The organism is Gardnerella sp. c10Ua_31, assembly GCF_055700915.1.
The window spans coordinates 46,330-68,248 of record NZ_JANUYG010000003.1 but is presented as its reverse complement, the minus strand read 5'-3'; the positions used below and the strand labels follow the sequence as shown (position 1 = coordinate 68,248).

The window sequence follows — 21,919 nt, the reverse complement described above, 5'->3', positions numbered from 1 at the left end:
ATTGTAGTTAAAAAAGACTACATTAAAGTTAAATTCGAGTTAGCGCTAAAGTTAGATTCAAATTACAAGAAAGAACGCAAGAAAAATCGCAAGAAAAATCACCACTAAAATGGCAAGAAAATAAGCATTTAATAAACATTTGTGCATATAAATTGGTATTATAAAGGCTTGTAAGTCACTTCAAGGAGTTCAAAATTATGCCTTCACGCAGCAAGTCAACAAAAGCAGCCTTCGACCCTAGAAAGGTTAAAGAGAATATTGTTGAAACGCCGCTTAACGAAGAGATGAGCAAATCTTTTCTGGAATACGCATACTCTGTGATTTACGCACGCGCATTGCCAGACGCAAGAGACGGAATGAAGCCCGTACAGCGCAGAATCGTGTACCAAATGGGAAACATGAATCTTACGCCAGAGCACGCTTATATGAAGTCTGCTCGCGTTGTGGGCGAAGTTATGGGAAAGCTGCATCCGCATGGAGATTCCGCGATTTACGAAGCAATGGTGCGCTTGGCTCAGCCGTTTTCTCTTAGACTCCCATTGGTTGACGGTCATGGAAACTTTGGTTCCTTAGACGACGGCCCTGCAGCATCCAGGTACACAGAAGCACGACTAGCTCCAGCAGCGCTTGGAATGAATGCAGACATAAACGAAGATACTGTTGACTTTGCGCCAAACTACGACAATAAGCTAAAAGAGCCAACGGTTTTGCCTGCTGCTATACCAAACTTGCTTGTAAACGGAGCTTCTGGAATCGCAGTTGGAATGGCTACAAACATGGCTACTCACAATCTTGGAGAAGTTGTAGCTGCAGCGAAATACGTTATGAAGCACCCAAATGCAACTCTAGACGATTTAATGCAAATAGTTCCAGGACCAGACTGGCCGGGCGGCGGCATAATTATTGGGCGCAGCGGAATCCGCGAAGCATACGAAACTGGAAGAGGCGCTTTTACAACTAGATCAAAAACGCATATTGAAAACGTTACAGCACGCAAAAAAGCGATTATTGTTACAGAATTGCCATTTATGGTTGGCCCAGAGCGCGTGCTCGAACGCATATCTCAAGGTATAAAAGCGCGCAAACTAGACGGAATATCTGGAGCAATCGACTTAACAGATAGGCACAATGGAACGCGAATCGTAATCGAAATAAAAACAGGATTCGACCCAAACGCTGTTCTTGCGCAACTTTTTAAGCACACTCCGCTGCAAGAAAGCTTTACAATTAACAACGTTGCACTAGTTGATGGAAGACCTCACACAATGGGACTTCGAGAGCTTCTAGACGTGTGGATTTCGCACAGAAGAACCGTTATTAGAAGGCGCAGCGAATTTAGACTAAACAAAGCCAAAGAAAGATTGCATCTTGTAGAAGGCTTGCTTCTTGCAATGCTAGACATTGACGAAGTAATTCAAGTAATTAGGTCTTCCGAAGATGCAGAAACCGCTAAATCAAAGCTTATTAGCGTATTTGATTTAGACGAGATTCAAGCGCAATACATTCTTGACTTAAGGCTTAGAAGACTTACAAAAATGAGTCGAATCGAGCTAGAAGGCGAAAAAAACGACTTATTGCAAAAAATAGATGAGCTTAACGAGATTCTGAGCTCTGCAAATCAGTTAGACAAAGTTGTGATTGCAGAGATGGATTACGCTGTAAAACAGTGGGATACTCCTCGCAGAACGATTCTTTTAGACGAGCAAGAAGACGGCAGTTTTACGCCTGTTTGCACTAAAAACACTAAAGTTGCAAACAATGATTTAGCAATGGACGCAGTTATTGCAGCGAATAAGATTACAAGCACTCAAGCAGATGTAGCAGCAGCTGCACTGGCTGCCAAAAAGTCTGGAAGCAGCGATGCGTCTGCAATAGCTTTGCAATTAAGCGACGATCCATGCGCTGTAGCTTTGAGCACATCTGGGCTTATAGCAAGAACAAGCGTTGAAACATTTAATAGATGGAAATCACATTCTTCAAATGTTTTTGATACTCCATGCTTAAGCGTGTTTGAAACAACAACGCGCGCAAACTACGCTTTAATAACATCCGCAGGGCGATTAGTAATAGCGCATGTTGCAGATTTACCACACTTAAATCAAGGTAACGAAGACGTTTTAGAATCGATTTCTAATGGCGTTAACGCAAACGAATTGCTAACTTCTACTCAAAGCACAGACCCGATTAGAGGAGAAAAAGTCGTAGCTGCTATTGCACTAAGCGATGATTCTAAAACTCCTCTTGCAATCGGAACAAAGAATGGCGTTGTAAAACGATGGAATTTTGAATCGCCAACAACAATGGATTCCTGGAGCATTATTGACTTAAAAGATAATGATTCAGTAATCGGAGCAGCTCTTGCAAAAGACGAAGACAGGATTGTGTTTATAAGCAGCGACTCTTCCCTACTTACATTCGACGCAAAGCAAGTGCGCGCACAAGGGCGAAGCTCTGCTGGAATGGCAGGAATTAGGCTTAACGAAGGATGCGTTGTTTCTGCTTTTGCTGTAGTTTCTAAAAATGACGTTGAGTGGAACTACGAAGAAGGGCAAAACGGACTATTTTCTGCTTCTGGAAGCGTAGTGTTCACTCTTGCTGGAGACAGCGACGCGCTTGCTGGAACAGAAAACGGAGCAGCAAAGATTACACCGCTAGAAATGTACCCTACAAAGGGTCGCGGCACGGGAGGCGTGCGATCGCAGCGATTCCTTAAGGGGCAAAATACACTTTTGCATGCATACGTTGGAAACTATCCGCTTTACGCGACTACACAACGTGGAGCAAATGTAGAGCTACCTAAGCCAGATATGCGAAGGGATGCTTCGGGAACCGAGCTAGTCTCCCCTATTGCGCATATTGGTTAGTTACGTTGTGTAATTACACCATTTATGCAATTGTTTCGATGTATGCTAAAGTTGCAATTTTCGTAACTAGTTTTTGCGAGCATGCTTGGAATAGCTACGAAGTGATTTTCTAGCTCCTACAAGTACGAAAATTCCTGCAAACACAGATGCAAACAAAGAATTCATGGCCATAGCCACTGAAGAGCCAGTTTCAGGCAAATGCTTAGCAGAATTAGCGTGAATCTGCATTTTCGATGGCGCTTCATCTTGTTTCTTTACATCAAACGAATAATCTTGATTCTTTGTATATTCTTGCCCATGCGAAGGAACAGAATCTATAATAGGCGTAGAATCTGGAGCTGGAGTTTGCTCTTCATCTGTCTCTGGCGTCATATCTGGCGTTGGCGTTGGCACAGGCGTTGGAATCGGAGCAGGAGCTGGCTTAGGTGTATAAATAGCATAAACCGTCATGTCACTTTTTACTGGAGTTTGATCAGTAAATATTTTGCTTTTATCATTACCTGTAGAGTCGGCATTCCACTCTACAAAAGCATAACCTTCTTTAGATGGTGCCGATGGCATCAACTGACCTGCAACACTGTTTTCACTTATGCTTTTGCCTTCCTTAACTTGCACAGAAGCATAGTTAGAATTAGTGCCATTTACAAAAGTAACTGTGTAAATCGTAGCTTTAGGAACAATGTTGTATGTAAAACGCGATCTACCAATCATCCTAGGCGTATTATTAACAAAATCATAAAATATACACTGACCTTCAAGGGTGCCAGTCTTCACTGCTACATATTTGCCATCAGAGTTTTTCTTAAAATATGGCGAGCGGTCAATCGTTACAGGATTTCCATTCTCCTCAAAACCCTCCATAACACTGATTGTATGACCAGCGCTTTCTTGCGTAATTTTGATGGGAGTTTTGTATTCCTGTCCAACTTCAATAGTAAAAGGTCCAGGATTTTGATTGTCAAACGGTGAATCATTTTCCCCTGAGCGAAACTTATATTGTCCCAAATTACCTTTTACGACAATTTCAGAAATTTTATTACCCTGGAAAGCAACACTACCAACTCCAGCAAGATAATACGGAGTAGTATCTGTAGCGTGCTCTTTGCCTTTGTCATCAAGCACACCTTCAAACACAACTTTTTCAATTTCATTAGCTATAAAAGCTGCATTGCTTACTGAAACGACATTTTTTGGAATAACAACGGTTCCTTTAATCTTATTCCAACCGAACGCACCGTATTCTATGATTTTAAGAGACTGCGGAAGAGTTACACCCTCAATATAAGTTTCGCCATCAATGTGCTCATGCTTATTCCCAACCTGCTTTGCACTTCCAGTAAAAGCACATTCATGAATAACTTCAATACCTTCAGGAATAACTATGTGATGATTTTTCTTAAGCTTTTCCTTGCCTTTGGCGCTAAGTCCATCCACATATTCATTTACTGTTTGATTCGTTTCAGGATGATAAACATCTTTCCTGCCACCAACAGTTTTACCATCGGCAGAAATATTAAAGTCGTCCTTCGTCCAAGTTAAAGATTCATCATTTGCAGCAGTTGAATCAGTTGATGCTGCTCTGGATTCTTCAGATGCAGTTACGCTTCTATCTTCATGATTATTTGTTGGAAGATTAGTATTGCTTACATCTATAAGAGTTTGCGTAATCTTATTAGTTTCAAAATTTTCAGTATCAGTTACAGATTCAGAAGTTTTAGCAGATTTAGCAGATTTTGTAGTTTCGTTAGTTTTTTCAGTTTCGTTAGAATTTGAAGAGTTAATACTTTCAGAAGGTTTTACGGAAGTGCTATCTAAAGCTCCCCTCACCCCATTGGATGTTTTAGAATCTACGGCAGAAGAATTTACAGACGTATTAACACCAGAAGCAGTTGAAGTTTCAACAGCATTAGCACTTTGCGCTACGCAAAAAGCACACGCAGCAGTAGCAATACCCATCATAGCGCTAGTCAAAATTATATTAGTTCTCTTACTCATTTTTTCCTCTTGCAAAACCAACTCTTCTAAAATTATTAGCGATTAATATAATACATGTGCTTAACAGTATTAGTTTGAATCTTCACATATTCTACAACTTACACTTTCAATAGCAACAAAATGTAACTAAACTAACAATAATCGTAATAATTATTACTTACCAAACAGATCAGAATGAGTGCCAGTGCGAGTCAAATATAATATAAGTTCATCATCTGCTATTTCGTAAACAAGCAGCCAATCAGGAGTTATATGACATTCTCGGCAACCATCATAATTACCAGCGAGTTTATGATCCTGATATTTTCCAGGAAGACTCACACCAGACGCAAGAATATCAACAACTTCTTCAAGCAAACTAATGTTATATCCACGTTTAATAGCCAGCTTCAAATCTTTTTTAAACATGCGCGACTGCGCAATACGATATTTCTTATAAACGCTCATAGACATTCTCGTGATTATCGCTACAGTCAATCATTGTCAATATCTTGCAAAAGTTCAGCAAATGAACCGTAAGTTTTTTTATTAGTATTAGCCTTAAGCTGTTTTACTTCCTCAATAGCTTCAATAGTATCCGCATTAGGAATATCATATTTAATAACCGATTGCATATATTTAACTAAATTGTTTTTTACATTATCTCCGCGTGATTTAACTACATGCTTATACTGGTTGTAAATATTGCGATCCATAACAAATGAGCATGTAACAGTATCTTGATTAGGCATTTAATATTCCTCCCCAATTAACAACTCAAACAATAAAACCATCGATTTACAAACGACATAATTACTAAGTAGTATTACTAAGTAATTTTACATAGTAATACTACTCAATAACTTAAATTGCATCAACATAAATAATTAACTGTTTTTAATTTTCGTGAAGATGCCTTAAGTCTGCTTCCAATACCACAAGCCCAGAGAACAGCGAGGCAATTGCGGAAGCGAGAATTGTGGTTGCGGTTGAGCCAGTTTTAGGAAGATGCTTAGCAGCGTGCTTAGGTTGTTGTTCAGGTTGCTCTGGCTGCGAAGGAGCTGGAGCTGGTGCAGGTTCCGGCTCTGCTTCAGCAGGCGGCAGAATCGGATCTGGAGAAACAGGGATTTGCAATTCAGGAACTGGAACTGGTTCTTGTTCAGGCTCCGGAGCTGGCAGATTAGATATATACGAACTATGCACAGAAATATTGCCACGCACAGTAGTATTTCCAGTGAACTTAGTACCTTTACCATCTTTCTCAGTAAACCAACCGTTAAAAGTAAAACCAGGCTTCGTAGGATCTTTAGGCATCGACTGATTTTTCAGTTCGTCACCATCAATCGAACTTCCTTTTTGAACTGCCACAGTCGCATACGGCTTACTGTCATCGCCGTCGAAAAATGTTACAGTAGCAATTTTCTTTCGCAATATGAAAGTAACAACTTGCTGAGTAGAAACATTATCAGTTGAATGCACTGCAATATTAACGTTAGCATCAGTTGGAGCGTCAACGATATCTTCTGAGTTTTTTGGTTCAACAACCCACTCATAATTTTCATCATCAATTGCAGCTTTTGGCTTTACAATATAGTTTCCCGGAGCAAGATACACATCGTTGCCAGAAATATACCCAGCTGCCTCACTAAGCAAAGTTGTATTCGAATTCGTTATCATCGTTTGAAGTTCAGCTTTTGTAGGAGCTGTTGGGGTATTAGAAGATGAAGTAAGAGTATCACTTACAAGAGTATTTCCAGAATAAATAGCATACTTCTTACCACTCTCAATATTGTTTTGCAAATCTTTGTATCGCACAACAAGCTGCGTAGGAATCGGCCTAAAAGTCACATAATAATGCTTCGTTGTTACTTGATTATCATCCTTATCTCGAACAATACCGTAATCGTAGTTGCCAAAATTTTCAGTATTATCCTTGGTAAATTTGCCTCCATTAGGAGTATCAATATCGTTACTGTAATACAAATAACCATGGATGTTAGTGTTTTTAAGCTCTTCCATAGTTGGGCGCTTAATAGAATCTTTCTTGGGATCGCCTTCGTAGCTTAGTAGAGGCGTATACATATTTCTTACAACCTGATTATTACCAAACCTAACTTCGGAAATATTTTTCATGTCAGACAAATCGGATAAATCCAACTTGGTAAACGGTTTAGTAGAGAACCTATCAGTTTCAGCAGAACTACGTTGTGGAAGCTCATCATTCCCTTTAATGTTTGCTGCCTTGCGATATTGCAAATCATCTACAAAGTGAAATTGCGCGCCACATTCAGGTAAAAATGCGACATATCCAAAAATTCCAGATGAGTCTTCATGATTAAATCCTTCATAGCCAAAAATAGCTTCATGAGTGTTGTCACCCTCCATAACAACATGAATAAACGTTTGGTTCTTTCTCATATATACTGTGATATTTGTCTTATCAGCCAAATTGGATCCAATAAGCTTCCCATTTACCTCGAGCCTGTATGAGATCTTATTGTCGGGAGCTTTATTAAAGTCAAAATCTGCTGATCCATCTGAATTTTTTAGCTCGCGAGATGACCTGTATGGATAAAATTGGCCATCACCTGTATATACACCTTCTTTATCAACACGTGGAACAAATATGAAAATATCAATTCTTCCAAGCCTGCCACTATACGTGTTGATGATTTCATCAACAGTTTTAGTATCGCCTGTTGCTTGACCGTTCTCTACAGAAAACTTCTTACCATAAGACGTATAAAAAATCTTTTGAATAGAGGACAGAGGCCTAACAGATGTTGTTTTATCCTGCAGCTCTTTGACTTCAGCAGGCGTAATAACATTCGGGAACGGATTGATTACATTCTTGTCATTACTAAAATCGTATATGCCATCTTTATTAGGTTTAACTTCGCTTTGCTTATCGACATTAGCAGGCGAATCTGCTGACGCCCTATCATCTTTTGTTGCTTTAACTGATTTTTGTGTACTTACTTCATCGTTTTTTGGTTTACCCGCATCAGTAGGATCATTTCTTTTATCAGCTTTGTTATCGACAGCAGAACCACTATAGTCAGAGGAAGGTGTCAACCTAGTTTCACCGCTAGAAGAATCAGCATTATCAAAGTTAGATTCATGACCTTCAGAATCAGACTTCTGTTTTCTAATAATTTCTTGTGACTGTTTAGAAGCATGTGACTGCGCCAAATCGCGCGACTTTGCAGATATATCATTCTGCACATTTTCTTGTGATTTTACGGACTTTTGTGACTTTGCTAAATCAACAGGGAAAGTACCCCCCCCCCCATTAGAAAAATCAACACTAGTGACATTCTGCTTCACATCTGCTGCAGAATTATTTTCAGCAGCATTCGCAGCCTGAGCAATGCAAAAAGCGCAAGCAGCTGTAGCAATACTCATCATCGTCGTTGACAACACAATTGCAGTTTTTTTATTCATTTTCGCCTCTTTACTAAAAACTCATAAAATTACATAAATTGTACAAACAACCATTAAGCAAAGCTTAAATCCACAAAACTTATAAACACTTTTGATTATACAATAAATAAACATTAAATATAAGTAGACGCACACAATATTTGCTTGAAAGCAGATAATACGATAGCAACGAATTTCCCCCTGATATATAAAACATCAGAGGGAAATTATCAGCATTCGCTCAAAACATTCATAAATGCAATACTAATTTTTGCGTTTAGTTATTCCAGCAAGCAAACTAGAAAAACCAGCGAAAAGGGATATGATTGAAGTCACAAATGTTGAAGTTGCTGAAACACCGGTATCAGGCAAATGCTTAGCAGGAGCCTTAACATTATAATCCTCACCAGCATCAACAGCCTTAAAACGCTGAACAACAGAATACTCTGGATTCTCTGGAACAATCTCAGGAAGAGGAATCCACGAATCATCAGGCGCATCAGAAACATCAGGAACTGGAGTAGGCTCAGGCGCTGGAGTCGGAGATGGTGCAGGTGTAGGAATAGGAGGAGTTGGCTTCTTCTTCAATACAAAAGTAATAAATTGTAGAGAAGCAGTATTTCCAGTTTGAAGTCCAATATTAATATCTGCACTAGTTTTGGTATCCTGCTTATTTGAATCTACAACCCACTCGTACCCTTCAGGCGCTTGAGCTGTAGGTTTTACAGTATAGTTTCCTGGAATCAAATACACAGCACCGTTAGATAAGTAACCAGTAAAACCTTTAAGAAAAGTAGTGTCAGTTGACTTCATCATAGTGACTAAATCGTTTATACTACTGGCAACAATATCACCACTCGCAGCAGCAAATTGATTTCCAATTTGAGTATTCTTAGAATCTAAAAGCTCGTACTTTGCATTTGATTCAAATGTTCCATCAGACTTCTTATATTTGACGACCAACTGCGTAGGAATTGCTCTAAAAGTCACATAGTAGTGCTTTCTAGTAAGACGCTTAACAGGCTTGCCGTCCTTCATTTCGTACGCAAAAGAAAGATAGTGATTACCAGGATCTTCCTTAGTAGCATTATCGTTTGCAAACTCATGATTCTTGTTCTTAGGCTTATCAATGTCATTATCCCAATAAACATAGCCAGGAATTTTTGTGCCAGTAAGCTGAGCTAATGTAGGACGCTTTATATCAGTAGCTTTTGAATCTCCTTCGTACGAAAGAATAGGAGTTTTTAAATCTCCGCCAGTGCTGCGATAATATAAGGATGTATTGGTTTTAGTAACCTTACTGTCTATATCTTGTAATCCTTCAATCTCATAGAATGGCTTTGCAGACATAAGGTTAACTTTACTTTCATTTTTTTGAAGCGAAGTATGATAATCTGAATTTCCTCGCTGTTTTAACTTACCTTTCCCATCTAGACCTTTAGGATTCATAGCTCTATATTGCAAATCATCAACAAAATGGAATTGAGCGTCTGTAGACACTACATATTCAGCTATTAAACTAGTGCGCTTATATCCGCCAGTGGTCATAGATACGCCACCATTCATAAGCACACGTTCGTTAAGCTCATTATCACTCGGACAAGTTAGTTCAAAGTAAAAATAATTATCTGTCGAATTTTTCTTATCAACATTAATAAGAATTCTATTCTTAGAATCGTTTTTAAGCTCATGCCCATTTAGCTTAAAAGTTCCTTGATGAAAAACATATTTCACAGTTGAATCTGATCCGGAATAAACACTACCGTCAGACGCAATAATTCCATTTCGCGACTGATACGCATCAAAAGTATAAAGTTGTATAGGATAAGCTAAATCTGCAAATTTAAAAACTGCATATATTTTGAACGTTCCTTTACCTTTAGGTAAAACTTTAGTGTTACTTATATCAACAGGTTTAGCGTTTTCGCCACTCTCTGTAGAGTCAGGAATAAAGTATTCCTTGCTTATACTAACTTCACCTTTCTTAAACTCATCTTCAATTTCTTTATTAGAAATAAATTCAGGAAAAGGATTAGTTATTTTATTAGGATTTTTTACATAATCGTATGTGATACTGTCATCATCTTCGTCAACTTTCTTATAGTTAGCAGCAGTATCAAATACAGGCGTTTCCTCAGGAGCACTTCTATCTTCATCAACAGATTTAGCATGTTCTGAGGAAGTGCTATCTAAAGCCCCCCCCCCGAGTGTATTAGAAGTTGCGGCAGAAGAATTTACAGACGTATTAGCACCAGAAGAAGCAGCTGACATTTCGGCAGCATTCGCACTTTGCGCCACGCAAAAAGCACACGCAGCAGTAGCAATACCCATCATAGCGCTAGTCAAAATTATATTAGTTCTCTTACTCATTTTTTCCTCTTGCAAAACCAACTCTTCTAAAATTATTAGCGATTAAAACAAATATAATACATAGCTTAACAGTATTAGTTTGAATCTTCACATATTCTACAACTTATACTTTCAATAGCAATCAAATGTAACCAAACTCACAATAATCTTAATAAATCTTAAACCAAAACCAGCAAACAATCACACAAAAATATTTTCATACTAAACTTTTGCAAGTCCGAATCAATTTCATATGCATAAACGCCATTGCAGATAGCAAAATAATCAAATATGCTGGCAGCAAAGACATAGACACGTTTTGACCAATAAACCCAAAGATTGCAGGCATTAGCATTGATCCAATATATGCGCTAGCCATTTGCACGCCAACAATCGCTTGCGATTTATCAGCTCTAAAATAATGCGGTGTGGAATGAATAATGCATGGATAAATAGGCGCACAACCTAAACCAATAATCACAAATCCTGCAACCAATGCTATATGATTTGGCAATGGCAATAACAATACAATAACGCCTAAAATCATCACTAGTTGCCCAAGACGAATCATGGTTTCATCATTAAAACGCATTGTCAAAAATCCGCTTATAAATCGTCCTGCTGTAATACCAACATAAAATAAACTTGCCCAACCCGCTGCAACAACGCGGCTAACTCCCCCGTGCAAAACCATGTAACTACTAGCCCATAATCCTGCAGTTTGTTCAATAGCGCAGTAGCAGAAAAACATTATAAAAATATTTTTAGCTCCAGGAATGCGCAAAACTTCTGAAAAAGATAGCGTTTTAGAATATTCTTTAGATATCTGAATAGGTTTTAGTAATTTATGCGATTTACGATTATTCCACAATGGCAAACTTGCAAACAATATTACAGTTAATATAACTTGAACAATAGCAATATATTGATACCCTGCAGACCATCCAAATCCGCAAGAAAGCGCAAAACCCATAACGTAAGGCCCAGCTGAAGCTCCAATACCCCACATGCAGTGAAGCCAGCTCATATGACGGCTTTCGTAGTGCAAAGCAACATAGTTGTTAAGAGCAGCGTCTACTCCTCCAGCACCAAGTCCGTACGGAATTGCCAGAAAAATAAGCACAAGGTAATTCGGCGCAAAAGAAAAACCCAACAATGCCAATGCAGTTAGAGCAACAGACACAAACGTAACTTTGCCTGCACCAAAACGCTTAGTTATTCTGTCACTCAATAGAGCAGACACAATAGTTCCTGCAAAAATAACCATTGATATTCCGCCAGCCCAAGAAATTTGCGCGCCAATATCGTGGCTCATAGTCGGCCAAGCAGATCCTAAAATAGCATCTGGCAAACCCAAGCTAATAAATGCTAAATAGATAATTGCAAGAAGAAGGTTAATCATATTCACATATCAATTCATCAAACGAGTTATAAGTTTTTGCATTAGAATTTAGGTAGGATTAAAAAACGCCAGCACTATAACATTTACAAATTGTTTTTCTCACTAGATTCGTGCATCTCATCAAGCAAATCTTGAACCAAATATCCGTCGCTCATACAATGCATATCCGAAATACCATTACGCATCAAATCGTAAGTAACAGAATGGTAAAACACGTCAAGCGCCTGCTCATAACTCAACCCAGCACGCTCAGCCAGAAGACTTACAACCCTAGCATACTTCTTTTGCAACAAAATAGGATTCGCCATCAAAATCCATCACTCCCCTAAAAACTTACTATTTACACACTCGCTTTTTATGTATGTAAGACACAAATCAATAGCTTTCTGACTTCTAAAACATATTTGATTATTAGGCTTTTCATATTTTAGTCTGCCTAAAGCTTCAGACTTAGTAATTAAATCATCAAAAAACAATTCAAGTGTGTTATAAACCTTATCGTTTGCCACACCGCCAATTACCACTTCAAAACTACTTGTATCATTTCCAGTACGAGCACTAAGTATGAAATTAAGCCATTCTTCAGAATATGAATCAAACTTAAGAACAGATAATTCACTAAGCACATCATCGTCAAAATTATAAGAAGAAACAAACGCATCATTGCCTTTGCGAATAAATTTCTTCGCCCAATTATCAGCCTGGCTACGTATTGATGTAACGTAGAATCCTGCGCCAAAATCAACATCTTTACGCGAATGCAATACATCTGGAAATTCAACAGGCATAAAAGAACCGTGATAAACAATCATACTTTTACACCTTTTTCGCGCATGAAGGAAATAATATCGTTTGTAATATACTCTTTGCCTTGAGTGTGCAAAACGTCATAAGATGGAATAATATAAGACATAAGAATATTACTCTTCTTAGTCAAAGCATCATACGTATCGCGAGGGTTTTGATTAAGCTTCTTAGCAACATTTTCAATACAAAATATTGCAAAATCAAGCTTATCCTTGTCAAAGACTTCCTGCTTATTACCAACCATAAAACCCTCCTTTTTAAGATAAAGTACAATAGAACACTGACTACAAAGTAATAATTCTTAAAACAAGCTTTTAATACAGTTTACATCAAAAATTACACATGCAATAAGGCTTCTAACTTGATGCTATAAAACATTAATCAGAAGCCTTATTCCAATATTCTTAATTCTTATACGCGATTATATTCGAGTTTCGCATTTAATGCTTGCGGCGAGACTTGAACATAGACAAACCAAAACCAGCAAACAAAGACTCAAACAAAGACTCAAACAATGGTGCAACACCAACACCAGTATCAGGCAAATGCTTGGCAGCATGCTTAGCTTCAGGCTGCTTTTGCTGTTCCGACTGCTCAGGCTGATCAGGAGCTGGCGCTGGCTCAAGTTCCTGCTCAGGCTCAGGAACAGGAACCGGTGTTGGCTCTGGCTCTGGTGGTGTCGGTGGCGTTGGCTTCTTAGTAACAGTTACTGTGGCAGATGCTGTTGCAGTAGCGCCACCATTATCTGTTACACTAAACGTAATCTTATAGGAGCCAACTTTAGTATTATCAAAACCACCGTTATCGGTTAGCTTTACATTACTGGTTATATCACCATCTTCCGGATCTTTAGCAGACACTATAAGACTATTCAAATCAATCGAATCGCCTTCAGTAATCGTTTTATCTTGCAAAGTAAGCGTTGGAGCAACATTCATAACAGTCGCATTCAAATCATAAATAGCATAAACTGTCATATCGCCTGTTACTGGTGTGGCAGCACTAAATTCCTTGGTTTTATCTTTACCAGTTTCGTCCGTGCTCCAACCTCTAAATGTATAACCCGTTTTAGAAGGATCAGCAGGCATAGACTGATCAGTCCACTCATCGCTATTAATAGATTTACCTTCTTGCACTTTTACTTTCGCATACTCACTGCCCTCATTCATAAAAGTAACTGTATGATCAGCTTCTTTTATCCACTTTGGGAACACAACGAATGTGTGGTTTGTAGTGCAATATTGTGTACCTAGTTTACTTCCAAACGTATTTACACCCTTGCTATCTCTAATCACAGCAAATAAATATGGGTAGGTAGTAGTTTGTTCGTTAAATGGTACATAGTCAACAGTTGTGTTATCTATTATCTTTTTATCGTCATCAAACATACGGTCATACGACGTATACGGTTTGCCGTTTTTCTTTTTAGCAACATAGAACTGCCAACCAACAAACTTGTAACCTGCTTTTGTAGGATTAGTTGTCGGGAACTGAATAACATTATCTTTTACACGAAGACGTTCAAATATATTGTCCGTGGTGTAAGTAAACTTCCAGTTACCATCAGATCGATAGTTTCCGTCATCCTTTTTTGGCTGCTCATACGAGAAACACTTATCTGCTACCGACTCATCCTTAGCATACACAATTTCCAAGGCATTTAGACGGAAATATTTATTGTGGGATTGCTTATCCTTTGCTTTGGATGGTTCCCACGTAAAATACGATACATCATCTTCAAATACAGCGGACTCATTAGCCTCAACGTTATTGTACGTAACGTAATACGGGCTTGGAATTGTGCTATTTACCACTGACACCTCGTAAGTATGGCTTGAATCATAGCTACCCAAACTTTTCGTTGCACTAGTAGCAGTATCAGGATCATAGGTGCCAGCAGTCGTCACTACCGCCTTACTGGTATCAGTTAAATCTTTTATTTGAAACTGAATATTAGCAAACGCCTTCTTTACATCTTGTCTACTTGAGCCTAGCGTAGAACCAAAATCCCAACTCTCAAAATTCAGTTGACCAAAATCGCTATTACCATTAATCAATGCATTGTTATTATCTTTGTTCATGGTTTCCCAGCAAAGACTTACTCTAAGCTCGGTTGTTTGTGTTTGAGGTTTAGGAGTTTGATTAGGACCTGGCTTACCACTAGCAAAAAGCGCTTGATTAAAAATTGTTGGTGAAATTTGAGCTTCCTCACCTTTAGACTTTGAATCAATGTTTGATTCAGTCTCTGTATCAGTATTTGCAACAGAATCTGCATTAGTATTTGCAGAAAGCTTGATACTAGACTTTACATTACTCTTGATCTCAAGCTTGGATTCAGTCTTTATATCAGACTTCGTATCAATATTTGTACCAGACTTTGGTTTCACATTCTCTTCAGATTTTGCATTACCTTTTTCAGAAGAATCAGAAGACTTTATAACACTCTTATCAAAAGTATCAGTTTTTTGAGAAGAGCTATTTTCAATTGGGGGGGGGGTAGTAACTTTTGCAGTGGAAGTGCCAGAATCCACGTAAGTATCAGCAGCATTCGCAGTTTGAGCCATGCAAAAAGCGCAAGCAGCGGTAGCAATACTCATCATCGTAGTCGATAATAAAATCACAGTTTTCTTGTTCATTTTTCCCTCTTATAAAACAAATTCTAAGAAAATCAATAAATGCAAAATCCCAGACTCACTTCCACTATTGAAGCAAACCTGCATTTGCAATTATATCATAAAATCATTATAACTTAACTAAATGTCATAATGTAATTACAATTCAAAATTTGTCATACACATCATGCAATGCGAAGAAAATTACAAATATTAAGTAACTTAACGCGCAAGTAAAACAAAATCAGGTATCGATTTTGGAGCGATCAAAGTCGTCTGCGTTATCAACAATAAACTGCTTGCGTGGAGGAACGTCATCGCCCATTAGCAAATCGAATACTTCGCTTGCTTGTTGAGCATCTTCCATACGAATCCTTCTTAACATGCGAGTTCTAGGGTCCATAGTTGTGTCTGCAAGCTGATCTGCATCCATCTCACCCAAGCCCTTGTAGCGCTGAATATCGCTGTTAAAATCAATGCCCTTAGCTTGCAAGTCATCAAGCTTTCCAGCCAATTCGTCGTCGGAATACGTGTAAATATACTCGCCTTTGTGCTTTCCAGCGAGAGCAATTCTGTGAAGCGGCGGCACTGCAGCATAAACATGACCGTTCTCAATAAGCGGACGCATATAGCGATAAAACAGCGTAAGAAGCAAAATACGAATGTGCGCGCCATCAACATCAGCATCGGTCATCATAACAATCTTGTTATAACGCGCTTGCGAAATATCAAAACTTGCGCCCGATCCTGCTCCAACAACTTGAATGATTGCAGCGCACTCTTTGTTAGAGAGCATTTGAGCAAGACTTGCTTTTTGAACGTTCAAAATCTTACCGCGTATTGGCAAAAGCGCTTGGAAAGCGGAATTTCGAGCAGCTTTTGCAGTACCAAGTGCAGAATCGCCCTCTACGATGAAAAGTTCTGCAACATCGTCGTTTCCAGGCTGACAATCAGAAAGTTTTGGCGGCATAGAAGCAGACTCAAGCGCATTCTTTCTGCGAGTAACTTCCTTAGTTTTACGCGCTTGAATACGCGCATGCATCTCGGAAACGATTTTCTCTAAAACTCTAGCAGACTGCTCTTTAAATCCTCGCTTGGATCCGCTAATCATTTCCCCAAATTGAGCATCCGTCATTTTTGTAACGATTGGCTTAACTTGAGCAGTCCCAAGAACATCTTTAGTTTGACCCTGGAATTGAGGCTCTGCTATACGAACCGTTACAACAGCAACCATTCCAGCCAGAATATCGTCTCGCTCAATCTTAGTGTTTGAATCTTTAAGATTGACTTTAAGTTTTCTAGCATTGTCTTCAACAGCCTTGCGAATTTGCTTAGTCAATCCTTGCAAGAATCCGTCTACGTGCATGCCTCCGCCAGGAGTTTCAACAACGTTCACAAAGCTAATAATCGTTGAATCGTAGCCATTCACCCATCGCATTGCAATGTCAACACCGCATTTACGTGTTACTTGTTGAGCATGTAAATCCCCTGCAGAATCAACAGCTTGCGTTTCTTCTACATACGTATCTTCGCCAGAAATACGCCAAATATCGGAGATTGCTTGACCTTTTGAAAGAAAGTCAACAAAATCTTTTACTCCGCCATTATGCAAAAATTCAACAACTCTAGGATGATGATTATTTTGCAATTCTCTAGCAGACTCACTATTTGCAACAGATTGTTCGGTGGATTCTTCTGATTCTTCGGATTCTTCGGATTCGCTATCAATTTCGCCATCGGATTCAACTTCCGATTCGCCATCAGATTCAGATTCTTCTGATTCATATTCAGATTGATTTAGCTCATTAGATTCATTATCTACGGTTGCTTGCGATTCATCCTTAAAAGCCAAATCATCTGTTAAATCACTAGTATTAGCATTCGCATCATCACTAGCGCTAACATCAATCTCTTGAATATCGCTAAATTCGCCTTCTGGAACATGCTCATCAATAACAGTAATGCGCAATCCTGGAACCAAAAAACTGGTTTGACGAACTCTGTCAATCAACTGTTCGTAACTAAAGCGAGCTGTTGAATTAAAAATCTCAGGATCCGCCCAATAACGAACTCGAGTACCAGTAGTTTTTGGCGAAACCGTACCAATAATCTCAAGCTCAGTAGGCTTGTTCTTGCGCGTGCGCTTAAAAGGAGAAGCAGGAGACGGATTTGCTGGATCTGCATCGCTATAAACACCAGGATGCCCCTGATGGAAAGCCATATGATGCGTTTTTCCGTCTCTATCTACTTCTACGTCTAATCGCAAGCTCAACGCATTTACAACAGAAGAGCCAACACCATGCAATCCGCCTGCAGCGTTGTACGAAGCGTTACCAAACTTAGCTCCAGCGTGAAGCTTAGTTAAAACAACTTCAACGCCTGTAAGCTTTGTTTTTGGCTCCACGTCTACTGGAATACCGCGACCGTTATCCGCAACTTCAATAGAACCATCGTTGTGAAGAGTAACAATAATATGATTGCAAGCACCAGCTAAAGCCTCGTCAACCGCATTATCAATAATCTCCCAAAGGCAATGCATTAATCCTTGGCTGTCGGTAGTGCCAATATACATGCCTGGGCGCTTGCGAACAGCGTCCAAGCCTTCTAGCACGGTCAAACTATCGGCATCATATTGCTCTTGCTCTTTAAGAGAAGCCACTTTTACCCCTTATACAACAACAATTAAAGCTACTAGAGCGTATCTAATAGCAAATCACTGATCTAAGAAGTCACGCAAGGTTTGCGACCTAGAAGGATGACGCAACTTAGACATTGTTTTAGACTCGATTTGACGAATGCGTTCGCGAGTAACGCCATACACGCGACCAATATCGTCTAGAGTCTTAGGCTGGCCATCTTCCAAGCCGTAGCGCATTTTAATAACACCAGCTTCTCTAGGAGCCAGAGTTTCCAAAACTTGCCTAAACTGCTCTTGAAGAAGCGAGAATGCTACTGCATCCGAAGGTGCGATTGCATCGGTATCTTCAATCAAATCACCAAACTCGGAATCGCCATCTTCGCCCAAAGGAGTGTGCAAAGAAATAGGCTCACGACCATATTTTTGCACTTCTTGCACCTTTTCTACAGGCATATCAAGCTCGCGCGCAAGCTCATCTGGCGTAGGCTCGCGACCCAAGTCTTGAAGCATTTGGCGCTGAACTCTAGAAAGCTTATTAATAACTTCCACCATATGTACTGGAACTCGAATTGTACGAGCCTGATCTGCCATAGCACGCGTAATAGCCTGGCGAATCCACCAAGTTGCATATGTTGAGAACTTAAAGCCCTTCTTCCAATCAAACTTTTCTACTGCACGAATTAAACCAAGGTTACCTTCCTGAATTAAATCAAGGAAAAGCATGCCCCTGCCTGTATACCTTTTGGCAAGAGAAACAACAAGTCGCAAGTTTGCTTCTAGAAGATGATCTTTAGCTTTCTTACCGTCTGCTGCAGCCCACTTAAGCTCGCGCTTACGCTTAAACTCCATTTGATCGATTTGCGTATCGAGCAAATGCTGAGCATATAAGCCAGCTTCGATTCGCTCCGACAAATCAACTTCCTGCTCAGCATTAAGCAAGCTAACGCGACCAATCTGCTTTAAGTAGTCTTTAACAGGATCTGCCGTAGCGCCAGTAGCAATTACGCGACGCTTTGGGTTTCCAGAAGGCGTAAGATTATCGTCGTCATCGTCATCGCGAACAATAAAAGCGCCTTTTGCTTGAGGAACTTGCGGAGCTTCTGGCTTGTTTTCTTCGCTGTCTTCGCCGTCTTCGTCTTCAGAGATATCGTCTAGATTATTAATGTCGTCAACATCATCCAAGTCGTCTACGTCGTCTACATCAAGATCATCGTGAATTTCATCAAAATCTTCTAAATCCATGTGATCTTCGTCTGGATCCATTGGCGCATCAACATTAGCATCAACGTCTTGAGTGTCAACGTCTTCATCAATCTTAAAGTCTTGTTGTTCTTCTTTGCTCGTCTTGGAATCGACACTTGCTTTATTTTCGCTCGCCAAACTTTTCCTCCTGTAGATTCCCCGCTAACACAAAGTAATCAGCCAAAATAGGGTATTTAATTTTGCTATACCCTAAAGGCACTCTACTATACCATAAAGGCATAGTTATGGCAAGGGCAACTTTTCATTAAGAAGTTAATCATCTTCTAAGGACGATTCATTATTACTTTCTTCTTGCGGCGTGGCGAATTTTCTACACCACGCTGGCTCTACATGATTCCTATATGCGTTATCTACTATTCTAACCATTGAGCAATCAGGATCTATATCTAACGCCATTTCAACATATTTTTCAACATCACCCAGCCTAAACCACCAACTTATATAGCACATTAAAGCGTAAACTTGCACTTTTAACTCTGGGATTCCATCTACAACACAAGCCATAGCTTTTAGTAGATTTACAACGTCTAGCACTTTGCAAATATCTGGAAGCTCGTGCTCTTCGTTAAATTTTTCTTCTAGAAAACATCTTAAATCCTTAGAGATTTCTTTTGTTCTAGGCTCTAAAGCTAGAGTAAGCAACGAATCAATATTGTAGTACTCCCCTTTAGAATCCAATAAATCTACAAGCAAAGTGTCTCGAACGTTAATATTGTCAAACATTGCAATCGGCAGCATTATAAGGTCGTAGCCTACAATGTTTCCTTCTTTTTTGAAAATCATATTATGCCAGTTGCGTATTGATTGATTTACAAAAATATCAAAAGCCGAGAATACTTCTTGCTTACAGTTAACATCTAAATCTCTGTTTATGTAATCAATATACTTTTCAAAAAATTCTGGAGCTAAAGATCTAAGATTTTCAATCCAATTATCATTGTAATCATGATGATTGTTAACATAATCTTTAGGAATATCTAAAACTGCTATACACTCTTTTGGAAGATGATTAAGATCCACTTTTTCTATTGTTTTTCCAGAAGAATAGCTCACAGCAAAATAGTCTTCGGATTTGTTACAAATCATACTTGCAGCATAAATATTCGTCATCTCTTTAAAAGTTGAATATTCATGATCTTTGTCTTCAAAAAATTGCGTTTCGTTGATTTCGCAGCCTTTAGACTCGTTTTTTATTGTTTTCATAATTCCTCCCCTGTTTGTTTGTTATTTGATATTCGTTACTAATTACTTGTTACTTGTTATTCGTTATTTGCTATTTGCAGTATTGATTTCGCTGTTTCTTTTAACTTTGTAAATAAGAGTTTTGCATTGCAAAAGCGATAGCGCAATAAAAACTAAGCAATGTGGTTAAAGGCTATAAATCCTAGAAAATACTGGAAAAGTCATATATAAATCCTAGAAAATACTCACTTTTATAATGTCTAAGCCATGTGAATAACTCGTAGATATGAGTTTAGATTCGCAAAAGTCATGCATCGATACGCGTATAGGCGAATTAATTTATAGTCAATTTGATTCTTTAGCTTGCAAAAATCTTATTTCTAATTGCAATAAAACACTTAAAAACGTTGTGTCTCAAGCAATTTTGTCTAGCGAAGGCGGAAAACGACTTAGAGCTTTATTAGCACTGTATGCTTTTGACGCATCAAAAGAGAGCAACTCAGCTACACAAAGTGACGATTCTTACAAAAACTCAAAAAACGCAATGCTAGACATTGCTTGCGCTCTAGAAGTATTTCAAACAGCAGCACTTGTTCACGACGATATAATCGACGAATCCGCTTTAAGACGAGGAAAACCAAGCGCATATTGCGCTCTATCTAAAGCCACAAACAGCAATCATATTGGAACTGGGCTTGGATTAATGCTCGGAGATATTCTAGCGTCTCAAAGCTTCGATATAGCTAGAAAAGCGTGCGAAAATTTGCAAAATCCTAATGAGGTTTTATGCGAGTTTGCAAATATGCAAAAAAACGTTGGAATTGGCCAAATTCTAGACCTTTCAATCGAAATGATGAGCTTAGATGATCCACAAAAACTTGCCGAATCTTCTATAAACGTTTTTAGGTGGAAAACTGCAAGCTACACAACTATTGCACCTCTTGCTCTAGGATTTTTGGCTGCTGGAATGCAAAAAGACTACGCAATCAACTTAGCAAATCAAATTGGAGATCCTTTAGGAATCGCATTCCAACTTGCAGACGATCTTTTAGATATTGTTTCGGATTCTGCTCACACAGGTAAGCCAATCGGAGGAGATATTCGAGAAGGAAAACGCGCTGTTCTTCTAGCAGATGCTTTAGAACTTTGCACTCCCGAAGATAAGCTCTTCCTTATAGACGCATACACTTCTAAAAGTCGAAGCGAATACGACGTTAAAAAAATCATTGATATTTACAATAAAAGTGGCGCTATAAGTAAGTCTAAAAAGCGCATTCACAATCTTTGGGTTGAATCGCAAGAAAAAATAGACATTAGTTCACTAAGCAATCATAGTAAAGTCATTTTGCACAATATTTCTAGCATGTTTATTCCTAAAGAATGGCAATAAGCGCAAATTGCGACT

The 21,919-nt window shown here is 38.9% G+C and carries 15 protein-coding genes; 2 read left to right on the top strand and 13 right to left on the bottom strand.

The genetic code is table 11. The features are described 5' to 3' along the window. Nucleotides 1-197 precede the first annotated feature (197 nt). Complete coding sequence (locus NYP55_RS05385; protein ID WP_004132123.1) at nucleotides 198-2,864, top strand: DNA gyrase/topoisomerase IV subunit A; 2,667 nt, start codon at nucleotides 198-200, stop codon at nucleotides 2,862-2,864. A gap of 66 nt (nucleotides 2,865-2,930) precedes the next feature. Here the strand turns inward: NYP55_RS05385 and NYP55_RS05380 are convergent, their stop codons facing one another. From NYP55_RS05380 to NYP55_RS05320, 13 genes are all read right to left on the bottom strand, one after another. Then, nucleotides 2,931-4,859 carry an InlB B-repeat-containing protein gene (locus NYP55_RS05380; RefSeq protein WP_004132122.1) on the bottom strand — a complete coding sequence of 643 codons (1,929 nt, stop codon included), beginning with the start codon at nucleotides 4,857-4,859 and terminating at the stop codon, nucleotides 2,931-2,933. Nucleotides 4,860-5,012: 153 nt separating this feature from the next. After that, the gene (locus NYP55_RS05375; RefSeq protein WP_004132121.1) at nucleotides 5,013-5,306 is read right to left on the bottom strand and encodes a type II toxin-antitoxin system YafQ family toxin; all 294 of its coding nucleotides are present in this window, start codon (nucleotides 5,304-5,306) and stop codon (nucleotides 5,013-5,015) included. A gap of 26 nt (nucleotides 5,307-5,332) precedes the next feature. Continuing rightward, nucleotides 5,333-5,590, bottom strand: a complete 258-nt coding sequence (locus NYP55_RS05370; RefSeq protein ID WP_004132119.1) for a hypothetical protein — start codon at nucleotides 5,588-5,590, stop codon at nucleotides 5,333-5,335. Nucleotides 5,591-5,735: 145 nt separating this feature from the next. Continuing rightward, complete coding sequence (locus NYP55_RS05365; RefSeq protein ID WP_472781658.1) at nucleotides 5,736-8,282, bottom strand: InlB B-repeat-containing protein; 2,547 nt, start codon at nucleotides 8,280-8,282, stop codon at nucleotides 5,736-5,738. 243 nt (nucleotides 8,283-8,525) lie between these two features. Next, on the bottom strand, nucleotides 8,526-10,631 hold the full coding sequence (locus tag NYP55_RS05360; protein WP_020757906.1) for a hypothetical protein: 2,106 nt from the start codon (nucleotides 10,629-10,631) through the stop codon (nucleotides 8,526-8,528). Nucleotides 10,632-10,827: 196 nt separating this feature from the next. Beyond that, nucleotides 10,828-12,012, bottom strand: a complete 1,185-nt coding sequence (locus NYP55_RS05355; RefSeq protein WP_472781741.1) for an MFS transporter — start codon at nucleotides 12,010-12,012, stop codon at nucleotides 10,828-10,830. 83 nt (nucleotides 12,013-12,095) lie between these two features. Next, nucleotides 12,096-12,320, bottom strand: coding sequence for a DUF3791 domain-containing protein (locus NYP55_RS05350; protein ID WP_004132107.1), 225 nt, complete (start codon nucleotides 12,318-12,320; stop codon nucleotides 12,096-12,098). Between the two features lie 9 nt (nucleotides 12,321-12,329). Beyond that, the gene (locus NYP55_RS05345) at nucleotides 12,330-12,824 is read right to left on the bottom strand and encodes a DUF3990 domain-containing protein (protein ID WP_018627649.1); all 495 of its coding nucleotides are present in this window, start codon (nucleotides 12,822-12,824) and stop codon (nucleotides 12,330-12,332) included. Then, nucleotides 12,821-13,063, bottom strand: a complete 243-nt coding sequence (locus NYP55_RS05340; RefSeq protein ID WP_004132102.1) for a DUF3791 domain-containing protein — start codon at nucleotides 13,061-13,063, stop codon at nucleotides 12,821-12,823. Before NYP55_RS05340 ends, NYP55_RS05345 begins: the two co-directional genes overlap by 4 nt. A gap of 196 nt (nucleotides 13,064-13,259) precedes the next feature. Further along, nucleotides 13,260-15,455 carry an InlB B-repeat-containing protein gene (locus NYP55_RS05335; protein WP_346284400.1) on the bottom strand — a complete coding sequence of 732 codons (2,196 nt, stop codon included), beginning with the start codon at nucleotides 15,453-15,455 and terminating at the stop codon, nucleotides 13,260-13,262. A gap of 220 nt (nucleotides 15,456-15,675) precedes the next feature. Continuing rightward, the gene (locus tag NYP55_RS05330; RefSeq protein ID WP_004574595.1) at nucleotides 15,676-18,090 is read right to left on the bottom strand and encodes a DNA gyrase/topoisomerase IV subunit B; all 2,415 of its coding nucleotides are present in this window, start codon (nucleotides 18,088-18,090) and stop codon (nucleotides 15,676-15,678) included. Between the two features lie 54 nt (nucleotides 18,091-18,144). Continuing rightward, complete coding sequence (locus tag NYP55_RS05325) at nucleotides 18,145-19,449, bottom strand: RNA polymerase sigma factor (protein WP_472781657.1); 1,305 nt, start codon at nucleotides 19,447-19,449, stop codon at nucleotides 18,145-18,147. A 135-nt stretch (nucleotides 19,450-19,584) separates the two neighbouring features. Beyond that, nucleotides 19,585-20,535, bottom strand: a complete 951-nt coding sequence (locus NYP55_RS05320; protein WP_472781656.1) for a hypothetical protein — start codon at nucleotides 20,533-20,535, stop codon at nucleotides 19,585-19,587. Nucleotides 20,536-20,800: 265 nt separating this feature from the next. On the opposite strand from NYP55_RS05320, the gene NYP55_RS05315 reads away from it, so the two are divergent. Beyond that, a complete protein-coding gene (locus NYP55_RS05315; RefSeq protein WP_101896542.1) occupies nucleotides 20,801-21,904 on the top strand; it encodes a polyprenyl synthetase family protein in 1,104 nt (367 codons plus the stop codon). Nucleotides 21,905-21,919 lie beyond the last annotated feature (15 nt).